Below are 24,541 nucleotides of genomic sequence, written 5' to 3'. Positions count from 1 at the left end.
TCATTATCTGAAAGAGGGTGGGATGACCCCGGACACAACGGCACTCACGATCGACCGCGCGCACGCGCACTACGGGCCCCGCGAAGTGCTGCGCGGGATCACGGCTCTGGTGCCGTCGGCCCGGCTCACCGCGATCGCCGGCGCGAACGGCGCGGGCAAGTCGTCGCTGCTCAACCTCGTCGCGGGTGTCCTGCCGCCGACCACCGGTTCGGTGACCCGGCGGGATCCGGGGCGCGTCGCTTATGTGACCCAGCAGAGCGAGGTGTCACGATCGCTGCCGATCACCGTGCGCGCCACCGTGACGATGGGCCGCTGGGCGCACCGCGGTCACTGGCGGCGACTGTCCAAGGTGGACCGTCAGATCGTCGGAGAGTGCTTGGAGCGGCTGGAGATCACGTCGATCGCGGACCGGTTGATCGGCTCCCTCTCCGGCGGGCAGCGGCAACGGGCGCTGGTGGCGCAGGGGCTGGCCCAGCAAGCCGGACTGCTGCTGCTCGACGAGCCATCGGCCGGTCTCGATCTGCACGCCCGCGGCCTGATCGACGAAGCCCTGCGTGCCACCCTCGCCGAGGGCACGACGATCCTGCGTGTCACGCACGACCTCGAGGTGGCGGGCCGGGCCGATCACTGCCTGCTGCTGCAGGACGGCCGCCTCGTCGGCGAAGGCGCGCCGGCTTCGGTGCTGACCCCGGAGCGCGTGGCGGAAGCGTGGGGCCTGCCGACCCGCATCCACTCACCCGCTTTCGCGCCGAAGGCCGCCGATTCTCGCTAGGGTGGTCCGCCGAGCGAAGGGGGCACCGGTGAAAGAGACGTGGCGGCGCATGATGGCCTTGTTGTCCGAGCACGCACCGGTCACCGCGCGGGAGATCCGGCCCCCGGCGCCGGCCGCGCACGTCGAACGCCTGCGCGACCGCGTCGGCCTCGAACTCCCACCCGAACTGCTCGCCTGGTGGGCCCTCATGGACGGCGTCGACGACCAGCGCGTCCGCGGCGCTGGATACCTGATTCCGAAGGGCTACCTTCCTCTGTCGGTGGCGCGAGCCGAGGACGAGTACGCCAGGCAGTCGCAGTATCCCGACCCGGACTGCTGCACCGCCGAAGGAACGCACCGCAAGCAGGCCGGACAGGACGGATTCCCTTTCTGTGCAGCCATTCTCCCCATCGGCCGGGCCATCGACGGAGGCCTGCTGTGCGTCGATCTCCGGCCGGGCGAGTACCACGGTTGCGTGATGGAGTGGTACGCCAGCGACGGGATCTACCCGTCCGACTGGGCGAGCGTCACCGAGATCCTCGACGAGATCGCCGAGCGACTCGACAACTACGTCCACGACCGTGAACTGCCTTATCGGGAACGGCATCCCGACATCAGCGAAGGCGAGCTCAGCTGGCCTTGATCGGCGATCAGGGGCTCCCGAGCAACGCCGCGACGGCCTCACGCGCCCGCCGGGCCGGAGCCGGGTCACCGCTGATGCCCGCCGTCACGATCGCCCCCTCGGCGAGCAGGTACACCGGCTCGGCCATGGCCGACCCCGCGGCCAGCACCCAGGTCTCGATCTGCTCGTGGAACGCCTGTTTGTGTGCTCGCACCTCGGCAAGGACCGCATCGGAGGTCGGGCCGACCTCGCCGTGAGCGTTGATCCAGGCGCAACCGCGGAAACCGGGTTCGGCGAACCAGACGGCGAGCCAGTCGAAGATCGACAGCACCCGCTCGCGGGGGTCCTGGATCCGCTCCACGTGGGCGGCCAAGCTGCCCCGCCACCGCTGATCACGACGTTTGAGCATCGCCACCACGAGGTCGTCCTTGGCTTCGAAGAACCGGTAGATCCGCTTCAGCGAAAGGCCGGACGCAGCGCGGAGCTGGTCCATGCCGACCGCCTGGATGCCGTTCTCGTAGAAGAGTTTCTCTGCGGCGTCGAGCAGGGCTTCGCGGTCCACGCGGTTCTGCTCGTCGGTGACGGCGGCCGGCATCGGGACTCCCTTGACGTTGAGAACGGTCGTTCCCTATCGTAGGCGCCAGACGTGGAGAACGCACGTTCTCAACCTGAGGAGGCCGAAGATGCCGGAAGATCGCCCGCCCTACCCGCCGTTCACGCGGGAGACGGCACTGAGGAAGGTCCAAGCGGCCGAAGACGGCTGGAACACCCGCGATCCCCGCCGGGTCGCGTCGGCGTACACGCCGGACTCCGTCTGGCGGAACCGGGACACGTTCGTCCGCGGCCGCGAGGAGATCGTCACGTTCCTGACCGCGAAGTGGGAGCGGGAACTGGACTACGCGCTGCGCAAGAACCTCTGGGCGTTCACCGACGACCGGATCGCCGTCCGGTTCCAGTACGAATGGCATGACCACGCCGGTCAGTCGTGGCGCAGCTACGGCAACGAACTGTGGGAGTTCGACGAGCACGGGCTCATGAGCCGTCGTGAGGCGAGCATCAACGACGTGGCCATCTCCGAGAGCGAGCGGCGCATCCGCGGCCCGCGCCCGGAGGAAGAACACGGAGCCGACTTCCCGCTCCGGTGAGGCACCTCGCCGATCAGTCCACGATCGCGGCGATCTCCCACAATCCCAAGGACTTGTCGGCGTAGGACCCGCCCTCTTCGGTACACCCTTCGACCAGCACGGCCAGCGGCTCCGGGAACCCGAACGGTTCCCGGCACAGGTTCAGCGGCCGCCAGTCGCCCGTCGCGATGTCGGTGTTGGTGCTCAGTTCGGTGAAGGTCGTGGTCAGCAAGTACCGGGAGCCGCTTCGCCTGAGGTTGCGCAGCGCCCGCTCGATATCGGCGAAACTCAAGTGCACCAAGCAATCCCGGCACAGGACGAGGTCGGCCGACGGCAGCGGATCACCGGTCAGATCGAGCACCCGGAACTCGTGGACCGGATCGTCGCGGAACCGTGCGGCGTTCATCTCGATCAGGTCGGGGACGATGTCGGCGCCGATGTACCGGTCGAGGTCGAGGTCCACTTCACTGAGCCAGCCGTAGTCCCCGCACGGGAGATCGAGCAGGGTGCGCACCCCGAAACGATCGAGGAGGCCGGGCAGCCGGTCGCTCAGTTCCCGCGTCTGGACCGACTCGGAACCGGGCCCGGAGACCGACGAGGAACTCCACAACCGAGAGCGGAAAATGTAGGTGAAACGATCCTGGGTCCCCATGCTTTCGAGCTCTTCGGCGACCCGCTGGAAGTTGCGCTGCGCCGTGGTGATCGGTCGTTCGTCCACCCCTGCATGGTAGATCGATTCTCACGATTTGCCGGAAGACGGCATCAGCGCGTTCTCCTCGTGGTCGAGTTCGGTTTGCAGGATCCGCAGGCTGGCGTCGGGCAACCGGCCGGCGTCACGCCAGCGGAGGAGTTCTTCCCGCTGCGCCTCGATGATGCTGTGCCGGGCGCGGACGGCCGCCTCGTATCCCGGAGCCCGGGGCGTGAGCGGGTTGTCCTCGAGGTAGGCCAGCCGCGCCCGGTAGCGTCGCTGACGGCTTTGGAGGTTCTTGCGCAGCGCCGCCACCGCCTCGTCCGGCACGTCGTCCTCTTCGACGAGCTGGTCCAGACGAGCGAGCGCCGCGTCCACAGCGGCGCTGCGTGCCTGGTTACGCAGCCGGGCCTGATCCTGGACGTCGGCGCGCAGGCCGAGCCGCTTCAGGAGCGGCCCGAAAGTCACCCCCTGGCCCACGAGCGTCACCAAGACCACCAGGAACGCCGAGAACAGCAGCAGATCGCGCGCGGGGAACGGACTGCCGTCCGCGGTCACGACCGGGATCGCGAACGCGGCCGCGAGCGTGATCACCCCTCGGGTGCCCGCCCAGCTCAGCCCCGCGATCTCCTTGCCCGTCAGCGCCCGCTCCGCCGCCTCCCCCGTTTCGTCCGCGCTGCCGAGCCGGGCGTGCAGCCGCCGAGGGAAGAGCTGGGTCAGTACCAGCCACAACGGCCGAACCAGCAAGACCGCGCCCACGGTGACCACCGCGGTCAAGACCACCGAGCCGACCGGGTAGCCACCGAGCCCGGCGATGACGGCCGGCAACTGCTGGCCGATGAGCAGGAAGACGAATCCTTCGAGCAGGTAGTTGACCAGGCTCCACACCGCGCCCGTCTGCAATCTGCTCGCTCCCGTCTGGAGGCGGGGCGTCTGATGTCCGACGATCAACCCGGCCACCACGACGGCCAGGACACCCGAACCGTGGATGGTCTCGCCGAGCACGTAGGCGGTGAACGGCGTCGCCAGCGACACCGCGTTCGCCGACAGGGGATCCGCCAGGACGCGGCGGGACAACCGCACCAGGAACGCCACGACCACACCGACCAGCAGGCCACCGATCGTGGCCAAGGCGAATTCGCCGGTCGCGAGCCCGAACGAGAAACTGCCGCCGACCGCGACGGCGAGCGCCATCTTGTAGACCGTCAGCGCCGTCGCGTCGTTGAGCAGCCCCTCGCCCTCGATCAGGGTCGACAGCTTCGCGGGCAGCCCGACCCGGCGACCGACGGCCAGCGCCGCCACCGGATCCGGCGGCGCCACCGCCGCACCGAGCGCGATCGCGGCCGCGAGCGGGATCACCGGGACGAGCCAGGTCAGCAACCCGCCGACCGCGAACGCCGTCGCCAGCACCAACAAGACCGAGAGACTGACGACCGAGCGCAACTTGCTGCGGATCGCCAGCAGACTCGAACCGAGCGCGGCGTTGTACAGCAACGGCGGAAGGATGACGTCGAGGACGAACTCCGGTTCCAAGTGCAGATTAGGCCCAGGGAGCAGGGCATAGACGAGCCCGACGACGGTCAGCAACACCGGATCCGGCAAGCCGATCCGGTGGCTGATCGCGCTCACCACGACGATGACGCCCAGCATGACCAGCACGAACCCGATTGCACCCAGCATGCCCCTTGTTCTACCTGACGGAAAAACGGAGGTCGTGAGTGGTAAGTGTCGTTAGAACGCCACTTACCACTCACGAGACCCAGGAGCAGGCCCATGACCGAATGGGACGTCGAGCGAGACCGGCTACTGAAGGCCAATGCCGGCGCGTTCGCCGGGACTGCACTGTCGAATGTCGTGCGCGAGTACCCGCACCACGAGAGCCACTGGCACGTCGAGGGCGTACCCATCCTTTCCCCGCGCCAGTCGCATCCGTGCTTCTACGGCAGTTTCGACTGGCACTCCTGTGTGGAAATGTTCTGGGTGCTCGTGCGCCTGCTGCGCCACCACGCCGAACTCGTACCGGCCGAGGACATCCGCGAATGCCTCAACGAACACCTGACCATCGACGCACTCGCGGGTGAGGTCGCGTTCTTCGCCCCCGAGGAACACCGCACCACCCAACGTCCGTACGGCTGGTCCGCGCTGCTGGAACTCGCTTTCGAGACCGCCACCTGGGACGACCCGGATGCCGCACGCTGGTCAGCCGCGTTGAAAGAGTTGAACACGGTCTTCGTGACCCGCTACCTCGGCTGGCTGCCGCGCACCACGTACCCGATCCGGTACGGGGTGCACGACAACGGCGCGTTCGGGTTGTCCCGCGCCCTGCCCTACGCCTGTCACCTCGCCGAGCAGGGCGACTCGCGACTGCGTGACGTCATCGTCGAGACCGCCTGGCGCTGGTTCGGATCCGACCAGGACTACCCGGGTGCCTGGGAACCGTCCGGAGCCGATTTCCTGTCCCCCGCCCTCGCCGAAGCCGAACTCATGTCCCGTCTGCTGCCCGCGGCCGAATTCGCCGAATGGCTGGACAGGTTCCTTCCCGGCATCGCCGAGCGGAAGCCCTCGTCACTTTTCACCCCGGCGACCGTGACCGATCCTTCCGACGGGCAGCTCGCCCACCTGCACGGCCTCAATCTGCATCGCGCCTGGTGCTGGCAGCGTCTCGCGCACACCCTCCCCGAGGGTGACGGCCGGATCCCCGCCATACTCGGGACCACGCACGCGCACACCCATGCCTCGCTTTCACAGACCACCGGCGGTGCCTACATGGTCGAACACTTCCTGGCCTACTACGCACTCCTGCTGCTCGGTTGAGCCTGCGATGACCTGGTCGTTTCCGCGAATCACCATCGGCGCCGAACGCCGGCTGCTCGAAGCCATGCTGGACCGCAACCGGGCCGAACTGGTCAATGCGGTGCGCGGCCTGTCGGAAGCCGACTCCCGACGGCGGCTCGTCGCGTCCATGACCACGCCGATCGGTCTGCTCAAACACGCCGCGGTCGCCGAACGGATCTGGTTCCACCACGTCCTCGGCGGCGTGCCCGAGAACGAATGTGACGGTGGCACGACGCCGGGCGACGCCAGTTTCGTCGTCGGGGACCACGAGACGCTGGCCGGGGTCATCGCCGAGTTCGAGCGCGCCAGTGCGCGCTCCCGCGTGATCGCCGCGGACTTCGACCTCGACGAGATCAAGACGCATCCCCGCGCCGGCGACGTGAGCCTGCGGTTCGTCCATTTGCTCTTGATCGAGGATTTCGCGCGGCACGCCGGGCACGGCGACATCCTCCGCGAACAGATCCTTTCCGAGGGGTGACCACCCGGTCAGACCAGTCACTCGCTGTTGGTGAGCCGAGTGAGGTCACAACGGGTGGCGGGGCGACCGATCGAGTGAACCCACCGTGAGCACGGATGCTCGGGTTTGGCTGAAATTGGCCGTAAGCCGCTTTTGCGATCAGCATTCTGCATAGTGCGAAGTCGTCGCGCACAACGACGAATATTCGGTACTCCACCTGCGAAGATCAGCTCGGCGGCCGATCGCGCCGTGACCTGGCTCGACACCGGAAAGGCAAGTCGCCGGGCCGTCGAAGCCTCTCGACGGCGCTGGGCCATTCGGCGTCACCCGCTACTTTTAGTAGTTTTCGGGGTCACCCAGACCGTTGAGCGACGCGTGCATACCGTTCAGCGCGACACACGCTGTACGACTGAACGGTCACAGTCCGCTTTCGCCAAGATGTTCTCAGCCGCACCGGTAAAGAACCGGTAACGCACGCGTGGCCCCCTGCTGTAACAGGAGGCCACGCGGATGTCCATTCGCCCGCTCGCTAGAACAAGGACAGGACAGCCGTGACCATACAGCCTGATAACGCGAAGACACCAGACAACGGTCCGCCCCGACGGGTCAAAGTCGTCATCGAGCACGTCGAAAAGCCGGCCCGGCGGGTCGCCACCTCCGCGGAAATGCTCCGCGCGGCTCGGCCTCTCCTGAGGAGCCCTGGCCGCCACCGCAAGGAGCAGACCAGGGACAGCTGGCTCTGCCTGGCGATGACGGTTCTCGCCGGCTGGGCGCCGACGCTGCGGATGTGTCTCCTGCTGGCGATCGGCGGCGGGATCGTCGTCGGCGTCGTCAAGATCAGCACGCCGGAGATCGGCGCTTCGGCAGGGACGTTCGTCGGTCTCCTGACTCTCTTCGGCGCCTGGATCGTCAAAGCCCGCCAAGGGAAACACCGGCGGGAGCCGAGTCTGTAGCCCGAACCCACGCCCCGTGCCGGTCGCATCGCCGGCACGGGGCTTCGGGCATAGTCGGAAATTCTCCACATCTGTCCGGCGACCTCCGGTTGAATGATCGCGAAGTCCCGACATGTGAGGAGATCTCGTGCGGACAGCTAGAAGACTGGGGGCCCTGGCCGTTTCGGTGCTGGCAGCGGCCACGGCACTGAGCAGCCCGGCGTCGGCAGGCACCGTGCAGTCGTTCCACACCACACTCGACCCCGCTTCGGTGCGGGAGTCGGTGCGATACCTGGTCGAGAACTACCAGGTCGACGAGCAGGAGGCGGTACGCCGTCTGGAATTGCAGACCGACGGCGTCAAGCTGGACGAGCTGCTGCGCCGCGATCGCGGCGCCGAGTACGGTGGCATGTGGCTCGACCAGGCCAAGGGGCAGCTGGTCGTGGCGATGACCGAGCCCGCGGCCGCCGAACCGTATCTGCGGGCGATGCCCGCCCGTTCCGGCGTTCGCACACAACGGGTCCAACACTCGTTGCAGCAGCTCACGGCGGCGAAGGAACGTGTCGCCGCGAAGGTCGGCGCAGGGCCGGAGGCCGTCTACCTTCCAGCGGTGAGCGAGTCCGAGAACCGGGTCGTACTGTGGGAACGCGGCTGGGTAGCGCAGGAGAAGGCGGCCATGCGCGCCGTGACCGCCGAAGTGAACACGGCTCGCACGGCCGCGGCGGCGGAATCCGGCATGGTCGTCTCACGCGTGCTGGCGAATCCGAACGCGCTCTCCACGCCGAACGTTGACTTGGGTTTCTGCCATCCGCTCTACTGCACCGGTTACGGCCCGATGCGCGGCGGCATCCGGCTGGACATGAAGCGGGACAACGGCACCTGGGGCGGCTGCACCAGCGGCTTCAACCTGCGGTCCACCGGCGGCGGTTTCCCCGGCAAGGGCTGGGTGCTGACCGCGGGACACTGCATGCGGACGAAGACCAACAACACACCGACTCAGCACAACGGCAACGACGTGCTGCAGCAGCACGGCATCGAGAAGAGCTCGTACCCGTACGACTACGCGGCCCTGCCGTACGTCAACGACGCGGCGGCGACGAACTGGCTCGAAGGCCAGACCGGCCGCAACCGGGTGCTGAAGTACTGCCGCAACGGCGGCATGGACAGCAACGGTGACACCCCGTGCGGCACGCAGGCCACCTCGGTCGACGAGTACATCACCGGCGCGCACAAACTCGCCGACATCAAGGCGGGCTGGGTCGTCTGCGCCTCGGGGACCGCGTCGAGCGCGGTGAACTACCCCGATTCCGTCGACAGCGGCGCGGGCGCCGGCTACCTGGTCGGGACCCGCTGCGGTCGTGTCCTGTCCACGGACGTCGGCATCAACACCGACCTGTGCGCCCGTCCCGGTGACAGCGGCGGACCGCTGTTCAGCCAGGCTGATCACGCCGCACTGGGCATCCTGGTCGGCAACCAGCAGTCCCGGTCGGGCCCCTGCCAGGCCGGTGAGCTGAACAACTACGCACCGATCGAGACGATCACCACCGATCTCAGCGAGCGGATCGCGAGCCAGGGATCGAAGTTCACGGTGATCACCACTCCGAACGGCTGATCTCCGAGTACGTGAAGGCCCCCTTCGCGATGAAGGGGGCCTTCACGTGATCTCTCAGGACGTCAGCAACGGACCTTCGTATCGCAACGAGTCACCCTCGCCGTACACCCGGACCGTCAACTCCGGCGGCTCCCACGGCGCGAACACTTCGTCGACCGTCTGGGGCACCGGCCCCAGGTCGACGTCCACCGCGAAGGTATGGGCCACGATGTCGGCTCCGACGACGGCGCCGTCCGCATCGGCGACCTCCAGGCGGCTCACCCCGGCGTCGATCGCTCCGAGCACGCCCGGCCTGCTGCTCCAGACCGCGAATCCGCGCTCGGCGGTGTCACTTCCGTACCCTCTGCTCATGATGTTGAACAGCGTGCTCTCTCCCTCCCGGAAGACGCACTCCGCCTCGGCGCCCGAATCGTTGTAGGCCAGCAGCCGCCCGTTCGCGCTGCCCGCCCAGAGTCGCGCGCCGGTGTGCCATCCGGCGTGTGACACCGCCTCCGTGGAGCCCGCGGTCTCCGCTGACCGATACAGCTCACTGAGGGCCGTCAACTCCGCTGTCCACTGCTCGACTTGTTCATCCCTTGCTGGGGCCACTACGCGTGAACTCTCCTTTCCGACTGTCCACAATGGTCACCATCGAGGCTGACACACCCGGATGTCGATCACATCGGGGTTTCCCCGGAGATCTCCCGGGCCCGCTGCACGGTTCCGTGCAACCGACCGGCGTTAGACCGAGCAGAGCAATCTCGCGGGTTTCCCGTCATGGGGGTTTCGGTCGCACGTCGGAGTGTCGCCGGGGCAATCCCGGCGGGACTCCGACGCAGAGGGGTACGGCTGATGACCGCGCAGCGCACGATCATGGACGAGATCGGCGAAATCGGTGTCTGGCTGACGGGCGAATTCGGTGGCCGGGTGCCCTCGACCATGATCAGCCGGGTGCTCAACGCGAGCAAGCGCGACCTCGAAGGACGTATCGACCCCGAGGAACTGGGCGAGATGTTCCACACCCTCTGCCGATTCCGGCTCCAGCGGATCGTGGCCGCCGACCAGCGGATCACCGTCAGGATCCCCTGACGGTCTTGAGCTCGCCTCGAAGGAGGACATGGCCGCTCCGCGTGCAGCGGATCTGCTCGTCGACACCGTCCTGGGTGGAGTCGGTGCGAGCTAGCGCCCGCCCCGTCCATGGGGATTCCGTCGCGTCAAGTGCTCGCTTCGCGACGATGGCGCGACCACATCCTGCTTCTTGACCCCTTCGATCGGCGCGGGGACCTCCGGCGCCCGAGAAGTGGATCGGTGGCGGTTCACCCGATCAACGATCCCGGGCAGCGTCGTGCCGGACCAGAGCGTGAATGAGGCGTGAATGTGGCGTGCGGTCTCCTGAACAGGCTTTTCACAGACGACACCACCCATTAGGAACTTCATCACCCCGCTCCCCCCATGGAACGGCGATGTCACGCTGAGTGTGCGAAGGTGACGACATGGCCGCTTCACGCAGACGATTCCCCGTGTCCTGGACCACCGTCATGCCGGTCCTCGCCATAGTCGTCCTGGCGCTGAGCTGGGGCCGCGAGCTGGGCCCGGTGCCGGTGGTCGTCGTCGCGCTGGCGCTCGGCGGGACCGTGCTGGCAGCGGTCCACCACGCCGAAGTGGTCGCGCATCGCGTCGGCGAACCCTTCGGCTCGCTGGTGCTGGCGATCGCGGTCACGGTCATCGAAGTCGCGCTGATCGTGACGATGATGTCCTCCGGCGGCCCCGAGGCGAGCACGCTGGCCCGTGACACCGTGTTCGCCGCGGTCATGATCACGATGAACGGCATCGCCGGCATCTCGCTCATGGTCGGCGCTCGCCGCACCGGCGAGACGCATTTCAACCCCGAGGGCAGCGGCGGTGCGCTCGCCACCGTGGCGACGCTCGCCACCGTCAGCCTCGTGCTGCCGACCTTCACCACCAGCACTCCCGGCCCGGCCTTCAACGGCACGCAGCTGACCTTCGCCGCTGTCGCCTCACTGCTGCTCTACGGCCTTTTCGTGCTCACCCAGACCGTGCGTCACCGTGACTTCTTCCTACCGGTCGACAGCGAGGGTTCTGTCAAGGAGGAGGAACACGCCGAACCGCCGACCTCCAAGGCGGCGCTGGCCAGCCTCGGGTTGCTGCTAGTGGCGCTGGTCGCCGTCGTCGGACTGGCGAAGGTCGAGTCACCGGCGATCGAAGCGGGGGTCAGGGCGGCGGGCTTCCCGCAGTCGTTCGTCGGCGTCGTGATCGCCATGCTGGTCCTGCTGCCGGAGACCCTGGCCGCGTCCCGGGCCGCCCGGCGCGACCGGATGCAGACCAGCCTCAACCTCGCCTACGGTTCGGCGATCGCGAGCATCGGGCTCACCATCCCGACCATCGCGCTGGCGTCGATCTGGCTGGACGGGCCGTTGATGCTGGGCCTCGGTGCGACCCACATCGTGCTGCTGGCGCTGACGATCGCGGTCAGCGTGCTCACCGTCGTCCCCGGCCGCGCGACCCGGCTGCAGGGCGGGGTGCACCTGGTCCTGCTGGCCTCGTTCCTGGTCCTCGCCATCAATCCGTGACACGAGTCCTCTTCGGACGGTGTTCTGTCGGTGGTCGCGGGTAATCTCTGCCCGGTGAACGCTCGGGACCGCATCCAAGAACTCGCCGATCAGATCGTCGTCCTTCGCGACGCCTACTACCGGGGCTCGCCGAAGGTGGCCGACGCCGACTACGACGCGATCGAAGACGAATTGCGCGGCCTCATCGAGGCCAACCCCGAGCTGACCCCGGATCCGAACCCGCTCGACCAGGTCGGCGCGCCCGCCATCCTGCACGCGCCCATCCGGCACTCGCGCCCGATGTTGTCGCTGGAGAAGGCGACCAAACCCGAGCAGGTCGCGGCGTTCTTCACCCGCTTCCCTGGGCAGTCGGTGGTCGTCATGCCCAAACTCGACGGCCTGTCGCTGGCCCTGGTGTACGAGAACGGGCGGCTCGCCAGGGCGGTCACCCGAGGTGACGGGACCACCGGTGACGACGTGACCATGCTGGTGCGGGCGCTGACCGACGGCGTCCCGGACAAGGTCGACGCGCCGGGCCGGGTCGAGGTCCGCGGCGAGGCCGTCATGCTGCGCTCCACTTTCGCCGCCTACAACAAGGTCCACCCGGACAAACCGCTGATCAACCCGCGGAACGCCGCCGCCGGAACACTGCGCGCCAAGGATCCGGCCACCGTCGCCGAGCGGCGACTCCAGTTCTTCGCCTTCGACCTCTCCACCGAACCCGACAGCGCGGAAACCGATCTCGACGGCGCGCTGAGGACGCTCGGGTTCGCCGCCGCCGACATGCGGCACTGCGAAGACGCCGAGTCGGCGCAGGCCGTCATCACGACCATCGAGCAGCAGCGCAACGACCTCGACTACGACCTCGACGGTGCCGTGCTGCGCCTGGCCGATCGCGACGCCTACGCGGCCGCCGGAACCCGGTCCAGCTCACCGCGCGGCGCGCTGGCGTTCAAATTCGCCGCCGAGGAGAAGACCACGGTGCTCGCCGACGTGGTCTGGGATGTCGGCAAGACCGGCAAGATCGCCCCCGTCGCGTGGCTGGAGCCGGTGTTCGTCGGCGGGACCACCGTCACCCGGGCGACACTGGCCAACCAGGAGGTCATCCGCGCCCGCGGCATCAAGATCGGCGACACCGTGCTGGTGCGCCGCGCCGGCGACGTGATCCCGTTCGTGGCGGGCGTCCTCGACGCCACCAAGCGCACGGGCGAGGAGCGGGAGATCGTGCCGCCGTCGGTGTGCCCGTCGTGCGAAGAACCGCTGACCGAACAGGGCAACAGCCGCGAGCTGTTCTGCACCAACGTCGCCTGCCCCGCACAGACCGTCCGGCGGCTGATCCACTGGGCGTCGCGTGCCGCAGCGGACATCGACGCGATCGGCGGGGTCTGGATCGAGCGGCTCGCCGAGGCCGGGATTCTCGAACACCCGTCGGACTTCTACCGGCTCACGAAGGAAACACTGCTGGAGTTCGACCGCATCGGCGAGATCTCCGCGACGCGCATGATCGAGTCCATCGACAAGAGCCGCGCCGTCGGCCTGCGCCGGGCGCTGATCGGGCTGGCGATCCCGATGGCCTCCGAAGGCACCGCCGCGCGGCTGTGCCGGGCGGGATTCGGTTCTCTGGAAGACGTCGCCGACGCGGGCGAAGAAGGTCTCGTCGCCGTGGAGGACATCGGCCCGAAGGTCGCCGCGTCCCTGATCGAGCACCTCACCCGGCTGCGCCCCGAACTCGAGCGGCTGCGGGAGGCCGACGTCTCGCTGGACGTACGCGAAGAGGACCTTCCGCCGGTCGTCGCGGCCGGCGCGCCGCTGGCAGGCAAGACGGTCGTGGTCACCGGATCGATCAGCGACCCCCGTTCCGGCGAGAAGGTGCCGCGCCCGACGTTCCAGCGGTTGTGTGAAAAGGCGGGCGCGACCATCGCGTCGTCGGTCTCGGCGAACACGGACCTGCTCATCACCGGCGCCGACGTCGGAGCGAGCAAACTGACGAAGGCCGAAAAGCTCGAAGTCGAGGTCGTGGACCAGGGCGTGATCTGGCAGCAGTTGATCGAGGCGGGCGTCGTTTAGCCAAGGCCTCGTGACTGGCAAGGACGGTAGAACCGGCCTCGCAGTCCGTGAAGGACTCCTTTCCTCGGCTCAGCCGAGGAAACCTTCCCGAGTACATGAAGGCCCCCTTCCTTGCGCCTAGGTACAGGAAGGGGTCCTTCATGTACTCGGGCGGCAAGGTCACTGGCACCGAGCCGGTCAAGTCTCGTGAGTAGTAAAGACGGTTAGAGCCAGAGGCGGCTTAGGTACCTACGTGGTTCCGGCTGCGGTTGGTGCCAAGCCCGGGTCCGTGAAGGCCTCCTTGAGGGACTCTGGGTCCCTCAAGGAGGCCTTCACGGACTTGGCCATCGCCACGTTCGCCCCACAGGCACCAGCAGCCACAATAGTGGCGCGTGAAGGCCCCCTTCCCTCGGCTCAGCCGAGGAAACTCGACCTTCACCCCTTGCCGAGTACATGAAGGACCCCTTCACTGCGCCAGGCGCAAGGAAGGGGTCCTTCATGTACTCGGGCGGACAAGGACACTGGCACCGAGCCGGTCAAGTCTCGTCACCCCGCAGGCTTCGTCCGGTACCGCGGACTCGTCGAGTGCCATTCGAAACCGCCGCCCATCCAGCCCCGCAACCCACGCAGAAACCGTTGCAGTTCAAGGGAAGGCACGGCGCTCAGCTTCTCGTGCGCCGCTTGGAAGTCCCGGACGACGTCGTTGTGCAGTTCGACGGTGATCGCCGTGGCCTCTTCGATCGAGCATTTCCGGTCGTCGGCGATCAGCAGGACCGCGTTACAGGGCGGCGACTCGTCCTCAAGGTCCTTGGCGACCGAGTGCACGTCGTTGACCAGCACGGCAGCCGTGCCCGCTTGGATCGCCGCCTCACGGACCCGCGGGTCGTAGTAGAGGTTCGACGTCAGTTCGTAGCCGCCGAGGACGTCGATCAGCGTCATCGACGTGTAGAAGCTGTCGTGCTGCCGGGCCGCGAGGTACTCCCAGGCGGGCGGGTATTTCCCGCTGTGGCGCCATGCCGCGTAGGCGCTCCAACTCACGAACATCGCGAAGGTCGAATAGCAGACACGGTTGACCTGTGCGGCGGTCCCGGCTTGCCGCAGGAAGTCCGTCCCCGAGTTGAGGGCCACCAGGACCCGGTCGTTTCGCAGCGTTTCGTCGAGGTCGCGGCTGAATTCGCCCAGTGACGGCACCGGGTCCATGGCCGCCATCGCGAGCGCGAGCTTCGGCGGCAGCTCCGCGGGTACGGCACCGAGCGAGGTGTCGTCGGCGTAGAGGTCGTCGGCCGCCCACCAGGCGGCGTTGAGCCTCGCGGAGATCAGCAGTTTGTCGGGATCCTCGCAGTCCGGGTGGGCGAGCATGACGAGCCTGCCGAAACCCGCCTTCCCGATCTGCTCGCATTCCTCCTCGCCGAACCCGCACTCCCCCGCCCACAGGACCAGCCGTCTGTCGACCTCCTCGGCGAGCGGATCGTTGATGCGTTCGGTGACGGGGCAGTACAACGGCGGCGCGGACCCGTCGCCCCACGGCCGGTACGCGTACGACGGGTCGAGAGCGGGTTCCTCCGGTGGCGGCGGAGTTTCCTCCACCGCCACCGGGGGAACAGCGGTCAGCCGGGCCGCCAGCCGAGCGGCTGACGTGCCCAGTCCGCTCGGACCGGCCAGTAGTGTGGCGAGCGCACCCTGTTCGGTCATCGCTTACTCCGATGGTCTCGCGGGATCAGACGCGGTCCGCGGCGATCAGCAGGTAGTGGAAACTGCCTTCGCGATAGGCGTCCAGGAACGGGCCCTCGATCCCGGTCGCCACCGAAGACTTCGCCCGCAGTTCCCAGTACGGGATCGTGTCCGGCGTCAGGTCCACCACCGAGATCGGCACCAGGTCGTTGGCCGTCATGGCCTTGAAGTACTGGCTGCGCGGATGGATGTTGCAGGTGTAGTGCTGGTCGATCTGCGCGACGGCCTTGGACCGGCCACCGGTCACGTCGTTGTAGCAGCCGGTGATGGTGACGTAGCGCCCGCCGAACTCCAGCTGTCGCGCGTGCTCGGCGAAGAGCTCGTGAAGGTCCACGTACATCGTGCTTTCGTTGTTCCAGATCGCCTTGCGCGAACCGGTTTCGAAGCCGGTGTCGAGCATGTTCCGGAAGTGGTAGCGCACCCGGTCGGCGACACCCCTGATGTCCGCCTGGTGATTGGCGAACTCGACCTGCTTCTCCGAGATCGAGATCCCGTCGACGTGGCAGCCGAACCGTGCGTTGGCCATGATGCTGGACCCGCCGCGCCCGCAGCCGGCGTCGAGGAGCCGGTCGTCCGGTTTGACGTCGCCGAGGTGATCGAGCAGGACGTCCGCCTGCGCGGTCTCCAGCCGGTGCATTTCGGCGATGATCCGCTCGTCACGGGTGTTCTCGGGGCCTTCCAGCACCGACCAGTCGACCTCGCCGATCCCGTAATGGTGGTGATAGAGCCCGTCCACATCGCCAAGACGCAGGTTGACCGGGTCCTTCTCCTTGTTCCAGTACGACGCCACCGACTTCTGGTACTCGGTGCGCAGCACCTTTGCGGGAGCGGGGGTACGGGCGATGGTCACGTGTGAGGTCCTTTCTGAAGCGTTGTTGTTCGTTGTCGTGGCCGACCGGGGCGTCACCGCGCCACCTCGACGTTTTCCAGGACGCCGAGCGCGTCGGGAACGAGCACGGCGGCGGAGTAGTAGGTGCTGACCAGGTAGTTGGCGACGGCCTGTTCGTTGATGCCCTCGAAGCGCACGTTCAGACCCGGCTCGTACTCGTCGGGAAGGCCGGTCTGGTGCAGCCCGATCACGCCGTTGTCCTCCACGCCGGTCCGCATGGCGAGGATCGAGGACGTGCCGCTTTCGGTGATCGGGATCTTGTCGCAGGGCAGGATCGGCACCCCGCGCCACGCGTTGACCACCTTGCCGTCGACCGTGGTGCCTTCCGGATACAGGCTGCGGCGCGTGCATTCCCTGCCGAACGCGGCGATCGTGCGCGGATGGGCGAGGAAGAACTTCGTCTTGCGGCGACGGCTGACGAGTTCGTCTATGTCGTCCGGTGTCGGCGGGCCCGACCTGGTCTGGAACCGTGATTTGAGATCGGCGTTGTGCAGCAGCCCGAACTCGCGGTTGTTGATCAGGTCGTGTTCCTGCCGCTCGCGCAGCGCCGACACGGTCAGCCGGAGCTGCTCGTCGAACTGGTCCATCGGCCCGTTGTAGAGATCGGTCACCCGCGTGTGCACCCGCAGCGCCGTCTGCGCGACGGCCAGGTCGTACTCGCGTGGCGAGATCTCGTAGTCGACGAACGTGCCCGGCAACATCGGCTCGCCGTCGTGCCCTGACGACATCCCGATCTCGGCCTCGCCCTTGGCGTTCTGCGGCTTTCCCTTGTGCGCCAGCATGTCCTGCACGTGGCGGCGCATCGCCTCGGACCGGCCGTTGAGGTCGGCGAAGTCTTCGGCGCGCAGGGTCAGCACGATGACCGGGGTGACGGCTTTGACGGTGAACGGCCAGTTCCGGTCGATGCCGGCGAGCATTTCGTCACCGAAGTGGTCACCGTCGGCCATGCTGCCGATGGTGGCTTCGGTGCCGTACTCACCCGGCGCCACCTTGGCGACCTTGCCGTGCGCGACCAGCACGACCTCATCGAGCGGCGAGCCGTGGCTGACGATGGTCTCGCCTGGCCGGTACTCGTGCTGCACGAACCGGTCGGCGAGCGCGGTGAGGGTGTCCTCGTCGTCGAAACCGCGCAGCAGCGCCAATTCCGCGAGTTCCTGCGGGACGACCCGTACCTCGGTGCCGACGTTGGTGAAGGTCACCCGCCCGTCACCGATGGCGTAGGTCAGCCGCCGGTTGACCCGGTACGTGCCACCGTTCGCTTCGACCCAGGGCAGCATCCTCAGCAGCCACCGCGGCGTGATGCTCTGCATCTGCGGCCGCGTCTTGGTGGTCGTCGCCAGGTTCCGCGCGGCGGCGGGGCCGAGACTGAGCCGCCGGTCGGCCTCCGGCGTCGTGGCGGTCATCCTTCGCGGCCGAGTTCGGCGGCTTCGAGGACGGCGAGCGCGTCCGGTACGAGCACGGCGGCGGAGTAGTAGGTGCTGACCAGGTAGGAGATGATCGCCTGCTCCGAGATGCCCATGAACCGGACGTTCAGCCCGGGCTCGTATTCGTCCGGCAGGCCGATCTGACGCAGGCCGACCACGCCTTGGCTCTTCTCTCCGGTGCGCATCAACAGCACGGAACTGGTGCTGGTCTGGCTCACCGGGATCTTGTTGCACGGCAGGATCGGGACCCCGCGCCACGACGGCACCTTGTGCCCGCCGAGATCGGCGCCGGTCGGGTAGATGCCGCGTTTGCTGCACTCGCGGCTGAACGCGGCGATCGTGCGCGGATGCGCGAGGAAGAAGCCGGGTTCCTTCCATACCAAGGCGAGCAGGTCGTCGAAGTCGTCCGGAGTGGGCGGACCGGTGCGTGTCGCGATGCGCTGGGTGAAGTCGGCGTTGTGGAGCAGGCCGAAGTCCGAGTTGTTGATCATTTCGTACTCTTGGCGCTCGCGCAGCGCCTCGATGGTCAGCCGCAACTGCTGCTCGGTCTGGTCCATCGGCTGGTTGTAGAGGTCGGAAACGCGGCTGTGGACGCGGAGCACGGTCTGGGCGACGCTCAGTTCGTATTCGCGCGGCGAGGTCTCGTAGTCGACGAACGTGCCAGGCAGCAGCGGCTCGCCGTCGTGTCCGGACGAGATGTCGATCTCGGCCTCGCCGAAGTCGTTGGCGCGCCCGGAATCCTGCGTCGCCTGCTCGATCTGGGCCTGCAGCGATTCGGACTGTTCCAGTACGCGCTCGAAGTCCTGGCGGGCCAAGGTGAGCACCGTGCCGGCGGTGGCAGCCTTGGCGGTGAACTCCCAGATGCCGTCGTCGGCGACGAGGGCCTGCGCGCCGAAGTAGTCGCCGTCCTTGACCACGCCGAGCGCGGTCTCGTCACCGTACGGGCCGGGGCCGGTCTTGGTGATCTTGCCGTGCGCGATCAGGAAGACCCGATCGGCCCGGTGGCCGAATTCGACGAGTACGTCGCCTGCCGCCACCTCCTGCTGTTCGAAGCGGCCGGCGAGTTCGACGAGTACCTCTTCGTCGTCGTATCCCTTGAGCGGCTTCAGTTCTCCCAATTCCGCCGGGATCACGCTCACCTGGTTGCCGGCCTTCGAGAAGGTCACCCGCCCGTCGCCGACCGCGTAATTGAGCCGCCGGTTGACCCGGTAGGCGCCGCCGTTCACCTGCACCCATTCGAGCATCTTCAGCAGCCAGCGGGACGAAATTCCCTGCATCTGCGGAACGGATTTGGTCGTGGTCGCCAGGTTGCGCGCGGCGGCCCGGCCCAAACTCAGCTGCGGATTTTCCGGCCCCTGGACACCTTCGGCGGCAGTGCCCGATTCGGTGACGGTCACAGCAAGGTCCACCCTTCGATAGTCGTGCGAACAAAACAAGAACCACAAGTCGCGGCGTGCCGGTCGTACCCCGAAGTGCGGCCCCGCAGGATCAACATAGCAAGGTGTTTTTCCCGCACAAGCGCACTTTCAGGTAATGCGGCAAGGCCACCCGAATGCCGATTTTCCCATTGCGCAGTAACGCTTTTGCCGCCGTCACCCGACGCTTTAAAGCCGCCACGCAATCGGTCCATCGATTGTTCTGAGGTGTTATGCGAAGCCGCCCCGGAACTCCCGGAGGTACCCGCGATGCGGCCGTTGGAGTGGACGCGCGGAACTCTTTCGGGTCGCTTCCGCGCCCGTGTTCGGCGGCGACTTGACGGACAGCGACAAAACAGAGGGTCGCGTCCGGACACTCCGTCGTGTCACGGTTCAGCCCCTTGCCGACATGTCAGCGGTGGCTGTACTGTCGTGTCCGTGCTGACATGTGAGACCCAGGGCGCCGCGCTCGCCCGGCTCGGCCGTGCCCTGGCCGACCCGAACCGCTGCCGGATCCTGGTCGCCCTGCTCGACGGAGTGAGTTATCCCGGCAGGCTGGCCGACGAGCTCGGCTTGAGCCGCTCGAACGTGTCGAACCACCTCGCCTGTCTGCGGGGTTGCGGACTGGTCGTGGCCACCTACGAAGGCAGGCAGGTCCGCTACTCGCTGGCGGACGCGCACCTGGCCCGCGCGCTGCGGGAACTGGTCCAGGTCGTACTCGCCGTCGACACCGCCGAGCCCTGTGTGGACGACGCCGCCCTTCAGGTGCTCCGATGAGCTCGTGCGCGGACGGCTGCTGCGCCACGAAGTCCACAGTGGACCCGGATCGTCGTGTCGTGCTGTCGCGCCGGGTCCGGCTCCTGGTCGCCGCGACGATCACCTACAACGTCATCGAGGCGATCGTCGCCATCTCCGCGGGCACCATCGCCTCCTCGACCGCCCTGATCGGCTTCGGCCTGGACTCGATCATCGAAGTCGCGTCCGCCACGGCCGTCGCCTGGCAGTTCTCCGGCAAGGACCCCGAAGCCCGCGAACGCACCGCGCTCAAGGTCATCGCGGTGTCGTTCTTCGCGCTGGCCGCGTACGTCGCCGTCGAGTCGGTACGCACCCTGTTCGGCGCCGACCACGCCGAGCACTCCCCCGTCGGCATCGTGCTGGCGGCGATCTCGCTGCTCGTGATGCCCTTCCTGTCCTACGCCCAGCGTCGCGCCGGGCGCGAGCTCGGCTCCGCGAGCGCTGTCGCCGACTCGAAGCAGACCTTGCTCTGCACCTATCTTTCCGGTGTGCTGCTCGTCGGGTTGCTGCTCAACAGCCTCTTCGGCTGGTACTGGGCCGATCCGCTGGTCGCGCTCGTCATCGCCGCGGTCGCGATCAAGGAAGGCCGCGAGGCCTGGCGTGGCGAGCACTGCTGCTGAAAGGAGCGTCATGACCCGGCCCGCACGATGGAACCGTTACTGGGACGGCAAATCCGAGAACTACGACCGGGAGATGCAGTTCCTGGACCGCAAGCTCTTCGGCGATTCCCGCGCGTGGGCCTGCGGCCAGGCCACCGGCGACGTCCTCGAAGTCGCCGTCGGGACCGGCCTGAACCTGCCGCTCTACCCCGAAGGCGTCACGCTCACCGGCATCGACCTCAGTGACGGCATGCTCGCCATCGCCCGCGGCCGCGCCGAACGCCTCGGCCATCCGGTGACGTTGCGGTGGGCCGACGCGCACGACCTGCCCTTCGACGCCGATTCGTTCGACACCGTGGTCTGCACGCTCGGGCTGTGCGCCATCCCGGACGACGGCAAGGCGCTGCGGGAAATGGCCAGGGTCATCCGCCCGGGTGGCAGGCTCATCCTGCTCGACCACATCGCGAGTTCGTCGCGTGCCGTGCGCGGTCTGCAGTGGCTCGCCGAACGGGTCACCGTGCCGATGGCGGGCGAGCACTTCCTCCGGCGCCCGCTCGACAAGATCGGCGGTCTCGGCCTGGTCGTGGAGCACCGGGAGCGGTTCAAACTCGGGCTGGTGGAACGGCTCGTCGCCCGCAAATGAGCCGTGTCATCGGAATTTCATCGGCGCGGCCGATCATGGTGACGTGACCTACCCTCAGCAACAGCCACCCATCTGGCAGCAGTACCCCGTCGTGCCGCCGAAGAAGGCCCCGAATACCGGACTGATCGCCGGGATCGCGGCCGCGGCGCTCGTCGTCACCGGCGGGGCGATCGCGGTGACCGTGGCGATCACCACCGGTGGCAGCGCCCCCAGCGGCAGCGCTCCCGGCGGCAGCGTCCCCGAGGTCGATCCCGACCCGTTCTCCGCGCAGGCCGGAGACTGCATCTCGGCTGACGAGGACGCCGGCAGCAACGGCAAGTTCAGCGCCAGCGCCGTCCGGGTCCACTGTTCGGACAGCACGGCCAATTACTCGGTGATGGCACAGCTTTTGTCCGGGTCCGGTTCGGACTGTGCGTCCGTGCCGGGTTACGAGTACGGCAACCCCGTCGTCTACGACTTCGAGTCGGGACAGGCCAGGGAACTTTGCCTCATGCCGAAGGGCTGACGGTTTCCCAGGCCGCTTCGATCATCCGGAAGATCTCGCCCACCGCGGCCTCGGGGTCGGCCGCCTCCCTGCCGATCGAATAGGCGTCGATCACGAACCGCGCGATCGTGCGGCAGGCCGTCGTCGACCGGGACAGGTCCGGATCGGCCGCGATGGCCGCCGCCAGCGATTCGGCGTGGCGCAGCCGCATCGAGTCTTCGTACTCCCGCAGCGCCGGCGATCCGTCGATCATGCGCCAGATCGGGGCGGCGCCGTCCGCCGTGCAATGCCGCACCATCGCGTGGATCTCGCGGCGCAACGCGGGGATGAGCGGCTCGTGCGGCGCCCGTTCGGTGACCGCGCGCGTAAGGCCTTGCTCGAAGTCCGCGTCCTGCTCGAACACCAGGGCCTCTTTCGAGGCGAAGTGGGAGAAGAGCGTGGTGACGGCGACGTCCGCCTCCGCGGCCACCTCGCGGATGCCCACCGCGTCGTATCCGCGTTCCAAGAAGAGCCGGAGGGCGGTGTCGGCGATCTTCTGGCGGGTCGCGGCCTTCTTGCGCTCACGACGTCCGGTCGGCACGGTCATGCGGAGACGCTAGCAGATCCAAAACAACAACGGTTTCAAAACACTAACTGTTAGTGCTACGGTCGGCCGCATGAAGAAAGTGATCTTCACCGAGTTCGGTGGTCCGGAAGTCCTGCAGCTCGTCGACGCCGAGGATCCGCACGCGGGTCCCGGTCAAGTGCGCATCGCAGTGCGGGCGGCGGGAGTGAACCCTGTCGACTGGCGAGTGCGCGAGGGACAGGTGCTCGGCGCCCATCCGACCGTGCTGCCGTCCGGTGTGGGCCTGGACGCCGCCGGCGTGGTGGACGAGGTCGGCGATGGCGTGGCCGGTGTCGAGATCGGCGACTCGGTATTCGGCGAGGGCTCGAACACCTATGCCGAGTTCGCCGTGCTGACGGCCTGGGCCGTGATGCCCGGGGGACTCACGTTCGAAGAGGCCGCCGGATACCCCTCCGTGGTCGAGACCGCACTGCGCCTCATCCGCGAAGCCGGCGTGCGATCGGGCGAGACGCTGCTGGTCAGCGGCGCGTCCGGCGGGGTCGGTTCGGCGGTGCTGCAGATCGCCCGCGAGCGCGGCATAGCGGTGATCGGCACGGCAGGCGCCGCGAACCAGGACTATCTGCGCGGCCTGGGCGCGGTCGCCACGACCTACGGCGAGGGCTGGGTGGAGCGGGTGCGGCGGCTCGGCCGGGTGGACGCGGCACTCGACCTGGCAGGGTCGGGCGTGATCGCCGAACTGGTCGAGCTGACCGGGGATCCGGACAAGGTGCTCACCATCGCCGATCTCAGTGCGCCCCAGCTCGGCGTCCGGTTCTCCGGGGTGGCCGGGAGCGTGCCGGACGCGCTGGCCGAAGCCGTCGACCTCATCTCGCGGGGCAAGCTGCACATCCCGGTCGAGAAGTCCTACTCACTGGCCGATGCCGCGGCGGCCCACGTCGACAGCCACGCCGGGCACACCCGCGGCCGCCGGGTCATCGTCGTGTGAGCCGGTTCAGGCGGGAAGGACCACGACGCCGTCGTCGTCGGCGTAGAGCGTGTCGCCGGGAGTGAAGGTCACTCCCCCGAAACCGACCGGGACGTCGACAGCGCCGACGCCCGCCTTGGAACTCTTGCGCGGGTTGGTGCCGAGCGCCTTCACCCCGAGCGGGAGCCCGGCGAGCTCGGCACTGTCGCGGACCGCGCCGTTGACGACCACGCCCGCCCAGCCGTTGTCCACGGCGGACTTCGCGATCATGTCGCCGGTCAGCGCGCTGTGCAGGGAGCCGCCGCCGTCGACCACCAGTACACCGCCGTCACCGGGGGTGGCCAGCAGTTTCTTGACCAGGCCGTTGTCCTCGTGGCAGGAGACCGTCCGGATCGGGCCCGAGAACTTCCGGTGCCCGCCGAACTGGCGGAACTGGGTGTCGCAGACGCGCAGCCGGTCGCCGTGTTCGTCGACGAGGTCGGCGGTGGTGAAGGAATCGATCACGCGCTGGAGTTTCTCACGTCGCCTCGGGCGGGAACACCGAGTCCAGCACGTGGGTGAGGATGGCGGCGGGGTCGGCGGCAGGCGCGACCGCCTGACGCAGGGCGAGCCCGATGCCCAGAGCGCCCAGCATCACGACTGCCTCATGGAGTGGCAGTGCGGGTTCGAGGCGGAGCCGCTTCGCGTGTTCGACGAGCAGGGCGACGACCTCGTCGTCGTGGCGCTGCTGGATGGCGGCGACGAGGGCGGCGGTTTCAGGCTGCTGCGCCGTCGCGGCGAGCACTTCCGCGGCCGCCGCGCTCCATCTGGCGGCATCCTTGTCCACCACGTCGACAGGAGCCAGTGCCGCGATCACGTCGTCCCTGCTGGTGGCGAGGGCGAGGGTTTTCCGCAGCTCCGCGAGGTGACCTTCCGCGCCGGCTTCGATGATCGCCAGCCACAGTCCTTCCTTGCCGCCGAAGTGCTTGTAGACGGCGCCGCGGGTGTACCCGGCGTCGGCCGCGATCTCCTCGACCGTCGCCGCCAGGAAGCCGCGTCGCAAGAAGACCTGCCGACCGGCCTCCAGCAGGTGTTCGTGGGTGCGCCGCTGCTGTTCGGCCCGTGTCAGCCTGGTCATCGCCCGCCAATTCAGTAACAGAACGTTTCTGGATACACGACGTTACTGTATCGTCCGGTGCATGGAGTTCCTGGCACCCGTGGCCGCGTTTCTCAGCCTTCCCCTCTTCCTGGCCGGATTCGCGTGGTACGCGGCGCGTGCCCGACGGGCGGGCGTCAGCCAGTCGCTGCTGGCGCCGATCGAGGAGATCTGGGACCCGATCTCGCACAAGACCAACATCGAGATCCAGATCGAGGCCGAACGGAGCCCGGAGACGCCATCACCCGGAGACCCGCCCGAGCTGAAGTGGCGGCTCTAGC

The 24,541-nt window shown here is 67.8% G+C and carries 27 protein-coding genes; 16 read left to right on the top strand and 11 right to left on the bottom strand.

Annotation, left to right across the window (positions count from 1 at the left end):
* The first annotated feature begins 22 nt into the window (after positions 1-22).
* Together aztA and DMH03_RS32020 are read left to right on the top strand one after the other, a co-directional pair.
* Positions 23-772, top strand: coding sequence for a zinc ABC transporter ATP-binding protein AztA (aztA, locus tag DMH03_RS32025; RefSeq protein ID WP_125795718.1), 750 nt, complete (start codon positions 23-25; stop codon positions 770-772).
* A 28-nt stretch (positions 773-800) separates the two neighbouring features.
* Positions 801-1,394: an SMI1/KNR4 family protein gene (locus tag DMH03_RS32020; RefSeq protein ID WP_233611750.1), complete on the top strand. Its 594-nt coding sequence runs from the start codon at positions 801-803 to the stop codon at positions 1,392-1,394.
* Positions 1,395-1,401: 7 nt separating this feature from the next.
* Here DMH03_RS32020 and DMH03_RS32015 read toward each other — a convergent pair whose 3' ends face one another.
* The gene (locus DMH03_RS32015) at positions 1,402-1,968 is read right to left on the bottom strand and encodes a TetR/AcrR family transcriptional regulator (RefSeq protein ID WP_125795717.1); all 567 of its coding nucleotides are present in this window, start codon (positions 1,966-1,968) and stop codon (positions 1,402-1,404) included.
* Between the two features lie 88 nt (positions 1,969-2,056).
* On the opposite strand from DMH03_RS32015, the gene DMH03_RS32010 reads away from it, so the two are divergent.
* A complete protein-coding gene (locus DMH03_RS32010) occupies positions 2,057-2,518 on the top strand; it encodes a nuclear transport factor 2 family protein (RefSeq protein ID WP_125795716.1) in 462 nt (153 codons plus the stop codon).
* Positions 2,519-2,531: 13 nt separating this feature from the next.
* On the opposite strand, the gene DMH03_RS32005 is transcribed toward DMH03_RS32010, so the two are convergent.
* Entirely contained in the window at positions 2,532-3,215 is a 684-nt protein-coding gene (locus tag DMH03_RS32005; protein ID WP_125795715.1) for a class I SAM-dependent methyltransferase, read from the bottom strand.
* Between the two features lie 21 nt (positions 3,216-3,236).
* Positions 3,237-4,865, bottom strand: coding sequence for a Na+/H+ antiporter (locus tag DMH03_RS32000; protein ID WP_125795714.1), 1,629 nt, complete (start codon positions 4,863-4,865; stop codon positions 3,237-3,239).
* A gap of 93 nt (positions 4,866-4,958) precedes the next feature.
* Between DMH03_RS32000 and DMH03_RS31995 the strand changes: the two genes are divergently transcribed.
* The 4 genes from DMH03_RS31995 to DMH03_RS31980 all read left to right on the top strand — a co-directional run bounded on the left by DMH03_RS31995 (position 4,959) and on the right by DMH03_RS31980 (position 9,021).
* Positions 4,959-5,999, top strand: coding sequence for a DUF2891 domain-containing protein (locus tag DMH03_RS31995; protein ID WP_125795713.1), 1,041 nt, complete (start codon positions 4,959-4,961; stop codon positions 5,997-5,999).
* Between the two features lie 7 nt (positions 6,000-6,006).
* Entirely contained in the window at positions 6,007-6,498 is a 492-nt protein-coding gene (locus DMH03_RS31990) for a DinB family protein (RefSeq protein ID WP_125795712.1), read from the top strand.
* 530 nt (positions 6,499-7,028) lie between these two features.
* Entirely contained in the window at positions 7,029-7,430 is a 402-nt protein-coding gene (locus DMH03_RS31985; protein WP_233611749.1) for a hypothetical protein, read from the top strand.
* Between the two features lie 127 nt (positions 7,431-7,557).
* Entirely contained in the window at positions 7,558-9,021 is a 1,464-nt protein-coding gene (locus tag DMH03_RS31980; protein ID WP_233611748.1) for a trypsin-like serine protease, read from the top strand.
* 54 nt (positions 9,022-9,075) lie between these two features.
* Here DMH03_RS31980 and DMH03_RS31975 read toward each other — a convergent pair whose 3' ends face one another.
* A complete protein-coding gene (locus DMH03_RS31975) occupies positions 9,076-9,507 on the bottom strand; it encodes a hypothetical protein (protein ID WP_233611747.1) in 432 nt (143 codons plus the stop codon).
* Between the two features lie 345 nt (positions 9,508-9,852).
* On the opposite strand from DMH03_RS31975, the gene DMH03_RS31970 reads away from it, so the two are divergent.
* The 3 genes from DMH03_RS31970 to ligA all read left to right on the top strand — a co-directional run bounded on the left by DMH03_RS31970 (position 9,853) and on the right by ligA (position 13,637).
* A complete protein-coding gene (locus DMH03_RS31970) occupies positions 9,853-10,089 on the top strand; it encodes a hypothetical protein (RefSeq protein WP_125795710.1) in 237 nt (78 codons plus the stop codon).
* 404 nt (positions 10,090-10,493) lie between these two features.
* The gene (locus DMH03_RS31960; protein ID WP_125795709.1) at positions 10,494-11,591 is read left to right on the top strand and encodes a calcium:proton antiporter; all 1,098 of its coding nucleotides are present in this window, start codon (positions 10,494-10,496) and stop codon (positions 11,589-11,591) included.
* A gap of 54 nt (positions 11,592-11,645) precedes the next feature.
* Positions 11,646-13,637: an NAD-dependent DNA ligase LigA gene (ligA, locus tag DMH03_RS31955; RefSeq protein ID WP_125795708.1), complete on the top strand. Its 1,992-nt coding sequence runs from the start codon at positions 11,646-11,648 to the stop codon at positions 13,635-13,637.
* 525 nt (positions 13,638-14,162) lie between these two features.
* On the opposite strand, the gene DMH03_RS31950 is transcribed toward ligA, so the two are convergent.
* The 4 genes from DMH03_RS31950 to DMH03_RS31935 are packed head-to-tail and all read right to left on the bottom strand — an operon-like array spanning position 14,163 to position 19,057.
* Positions 14,163-15,308 carry a family 2 encapsulin nanocompartment cargo protein terpene cyclase gene (locus DMH03_RS31950; RefSeq protein ID WP_125795707.1) on the bottom strand — a complete coding sequence of 382 codons (1,146 nt, stop codon included), beginning with the start codon at positions 15,306-15,308 and terminating at the stop codon, positions 14,163-14,165.
* Between the two features lie 25 nt (positions 15,309-15,333).
* On the bottom strand, positions 15,334-16,197 hold the full coding sequence (locus DMH03_RS31945; RefSeq protein WP_125787649.1) for a geranyl diphosphate 2-C-methyltransferase: 864 nt from the start codon (positions 16,195-16,197) through the stop codon (positions 15,334-15,336).
* Between the two features lie 53 nt (positions 16,198-16,250).
* Positions 16,251-17,639, bottom strand: coding sequence for a family 2B encapsulin nanocompartment shell protein (locus DMH03_RS31940; RefSeq protein ID WP_125795706.1), 1,389 nt, complete (start codon positions 17,637-17,639; stop codon positions 16,251-16,253).
* Positions 17,636-19,057 (bottom strand): family 2B encapsulin nanocompartment shell protein, encoded by a 1,422-nt coding sequence (locus DMH03_RS31935; RefSeq protein ID WP_125795705.1) that lies wholly within the window; start codon positions 19,055-19,057, stop codon positions 17,636-17,638. The genes DMH03_RS31940 and DMH03_RS31935 overlap by 4 nt, the downstream gene beginning before the upstream one ends.
* A 456-nt stretch (positions 19,058-19,513) precedes the next feature.
* Between DMH03_RS31935 and DMH03_RS31930 the strand changes: the two genes are divergently transcribed.
* Genes DMH03_RS31930 through DMH03_RS31915 form a run of 4 tightly spaced genes read left to right on the top strand, consistent with a single transcriptional unit; the run spans position 19,514 to position 21,617 of the window.
* Entirely contained in the window at positions 19,514-19,852 is a 339-nt protein-coding gene (locus DMH03_RS31930; protein WP_125787652.1) for a helix-turn-helix transcriptional regulator, read from the top strand.
* Positions 19,849-20,490, top strand: coding sequence for a cation transporter (locus DMH03_RS31925; RefSeq protein ID WP_125795704.1), 642 nt, complete (start codon positions 19,849-19,851; stop codon positions 20,488-20,490). The genes DMH03_RS31930 and DMH03_RS31925 overlap by 4 nt, the downstream gene beginning before the upstream one ends.
* A gap of 10 nt (positions 20,491-20,500) precedes the next feature.
* Positions 20,501-21,112 (top strand): class I SAM-dependent methyltransferase, encoded by a 612-nt coding sequence (locus tag DMH03_RS31920; protein WP_125795703.1) that lies wholly within the window; start codon positions 20,501-20,503, stop codon positions 21,110-21,112.
* 43 nt (positions 21,113-21,155) lie between these two features.
* A complete protein-coding gene (locus DMH03_RS31915) occupies positions 21,156-21,617 on the top strand; it encodes a hypothetical protein (protein WP_125795702.1) in 462 nt (153 codons plus the stop codon).
* Here the strand turns inward: DMH03_RS31915 and DMH03_RS31910 are convergent.
* Positions 21,601-22,182 carry a TetR/AcrR family transcriptional regulator gene (locus DMH03_RS31910; RefSeq protein WP_125795701.1) on the bottom strand — a complete coding sequence of 194 codons (582 nt, stop codon included), beginning with the start codon at positions 22,180-22,182 and terminating at the stop codon, positions 21,601-21,603. The two genes, DMH03_RS31915 and DMH03_RS31910, sit on opposite strands and share 17 nt — an antisense overlap.
* Positions 22,183-22,252: 70 nt before the next feature.
* On the opposite strand from DMH03_RS31910, the gene DMH03_RS31905 reads away from it, so the two are divergent.
* A complete protein-coding gene (locus DMH03_RS31905; RefSeq protein ID WP_125795700.1) occupies positions 22,253-23,146 on the top strand; it encodes an NADP-dependent oxidoreductase in 894 nt (297 codons plus the stop codon).
* A gap of 6 nt (positions 23,147-23,152) precedes the next feature.
* Here DMH03_RS31905 and rraA read toward each other — a convergent pair whose 3' ends face one another.
* Together rraA and DMH03_RS31895 are read right to left on the bottom strand one after the other, a co-directional pair.
* Positions 23,153-23,629, bottom strand: coding sequence for a ribonuclease E activity regulator RraA (gene rraA / locus DMH03_RS31900; RefSeq protein WP_125795699.1), 477 nt, complete (start codon positions 23,627-23,629; stop codon positions 23,153-23,155).
* 13 nt (positions 23,630-23,642) lie between these two features.
* Complete coding sequence (locus DMH03_RS31895) at positions 23,643-24,242, bottom strand: TetR/AcrR family transcriptional regulator (RefSeq protein WP_125795698.1); 600 nt, start codon at positions 24,240-24,242, stop codon at positions 23,643-23,645.
* 61 nt (positions 24,243-24,303) lie between these two features.
* Here DMH03_RS31895 and DMH03_RS31890 point away from each other — a divergent pair, with 61 nt between their 5' ends.
* A complete protein-coding gene (locus DMH03_RS31890) occupies positions 24,304-24,540 on the top strand; it encodes a hypothetical protein (RefSeq protein ID WP_034318480.1) in 237 nt (78 codons plus the stop codon).
* The last annotated feature ends 1 nt before the right edge of the window (position 24,541 follow it).

Source organism: Amycolatopsis sp. WAC 01376, assembly GCF_003947415.1.
GTDB lineage: Bacteria > Actinomycetota > Actinomycetes > Mycobacteriales > Pseudonocardiaceae > Amycolatopsis.
This window is presented reverse-complemented; position numbering and strand designations above follow the sequence as displayed.

Excerpts from the sequence above, each read along its gene's own strand:
- DMH03_RS31890 (WP_034318480.1), top strand. The coding sequence starts at position 24,304 with ATGGAGTTCCTGGCACCCGTGGCCGCGTTTCTCAGCCTTCCCCTCTTC.
- DMH03_RS31940 (WP_125795706.1), bottom strand. The coding sequence starts at position 17,639 with ATGACCGCCACGACGCCGGAGGCCGACCGGCGGCTCAGTCTCGGCCCC.
- DMH03_RS31960 (WP_125795709.1), top strand. The coding sequence starts at position 10,494 with ATGGCCGCTTCACGCAGACGATTCCCCGTGTCCTGGACCACCGTCATG.
- DMH03_RS32010 (WP_125795716.1), top strand. The coding sequence starts at position 2,057 with ATGCCGGAAGATCGCCCGCCCTACCCGCCGTTCACGCGGGAGACGGCA.
- DMH03_RS32015 (WP_125795717.1), bottom strand. The coding sequence starts at position 1,968 with ATGCCGGCCGCCGTCACCGACGAGCAGAACCGCGTGGACCGCGAAGCC.
- DMH03_RS32000 (WP_125795714.1), bottom strand. The coding sequence starts at position 4,865 with ATGCTGGGTGCAATCGGGTTCGTGCTGGTCATGCTGGGCGTCATCGTC.
- DMH03_RS31995 (WP_125795713.1), top strand. The coding sequence starts at position 4,959 with ATGACCGAATGGGACGTCGAGCGAGACCGGCTACTGAAGGCCAATGCC.
- DMH03_RS31950 (WP_125795707.1), bottom strand. The coding sequence starts at position 15,308 with ATGACCGAACAGGGTGCGCTCGCCACACTACTGGCCGGTCCGAGCGGA.
- DMH03_RS31970 (WP_125795710.1), top strand. The coding sequence starts at position 9,853 with ATGACCGCGCAGCGCACGATCATGGACGAGATCGGCGAAATCGGTGTC.
- DMH03_RS31990 (WP_125795712.1), top strand. The coding sequence starts at position 6,007 with ATGACCTGGTCGTTTCCGCGAATCACCATCGGCGCCGAACGCCGGCTG.
- DMH03_RS31905 (WP_125795700.1), top strand. The coding sequence starts at position 22,253 with ATGAAGAAAGTGATCTTCACCGAGTTCGGTGGTCCGGAAGTCCTGCAG.
- DMH03_RS31920 (WP_125795703.1), top strand. The coding sequence starts at position 20,501 with ATGACCCGGCCCGCACGATGGAACCGTTACTGGGACGGCAAATCCGAG.
- DMH03_RS31895 (WP_125795698.1), bottom strand. The coding sequence starts at position 24,242 with ATGACCAGGCTGACACGGGCCGAACAGCAGCGGCGCACCCACGAACAC.
- DMH03_RS31910 (WP_125795701.1), bottom strand. The coding sequence starts at position 22,182 with ATGACCGTGCCGACCGGACGTCGTGAGCGCAAGAAGGCCGCGACCCGC.
- aztA (WP_125795718.1), top strand. The coding sequence starts at position 23 with ATGACCCCGGACACAACGGCACTCACGATCGACCGCGCGCACGCGCAC.
- DMH03_RS31925 (WP_125795704.1), top strand. The coding sequence starts at position 19,849 with ATGAGCTCGTGCGCGGACGGCTGCTGCGCCACGAAGTCCACAGTGGAC.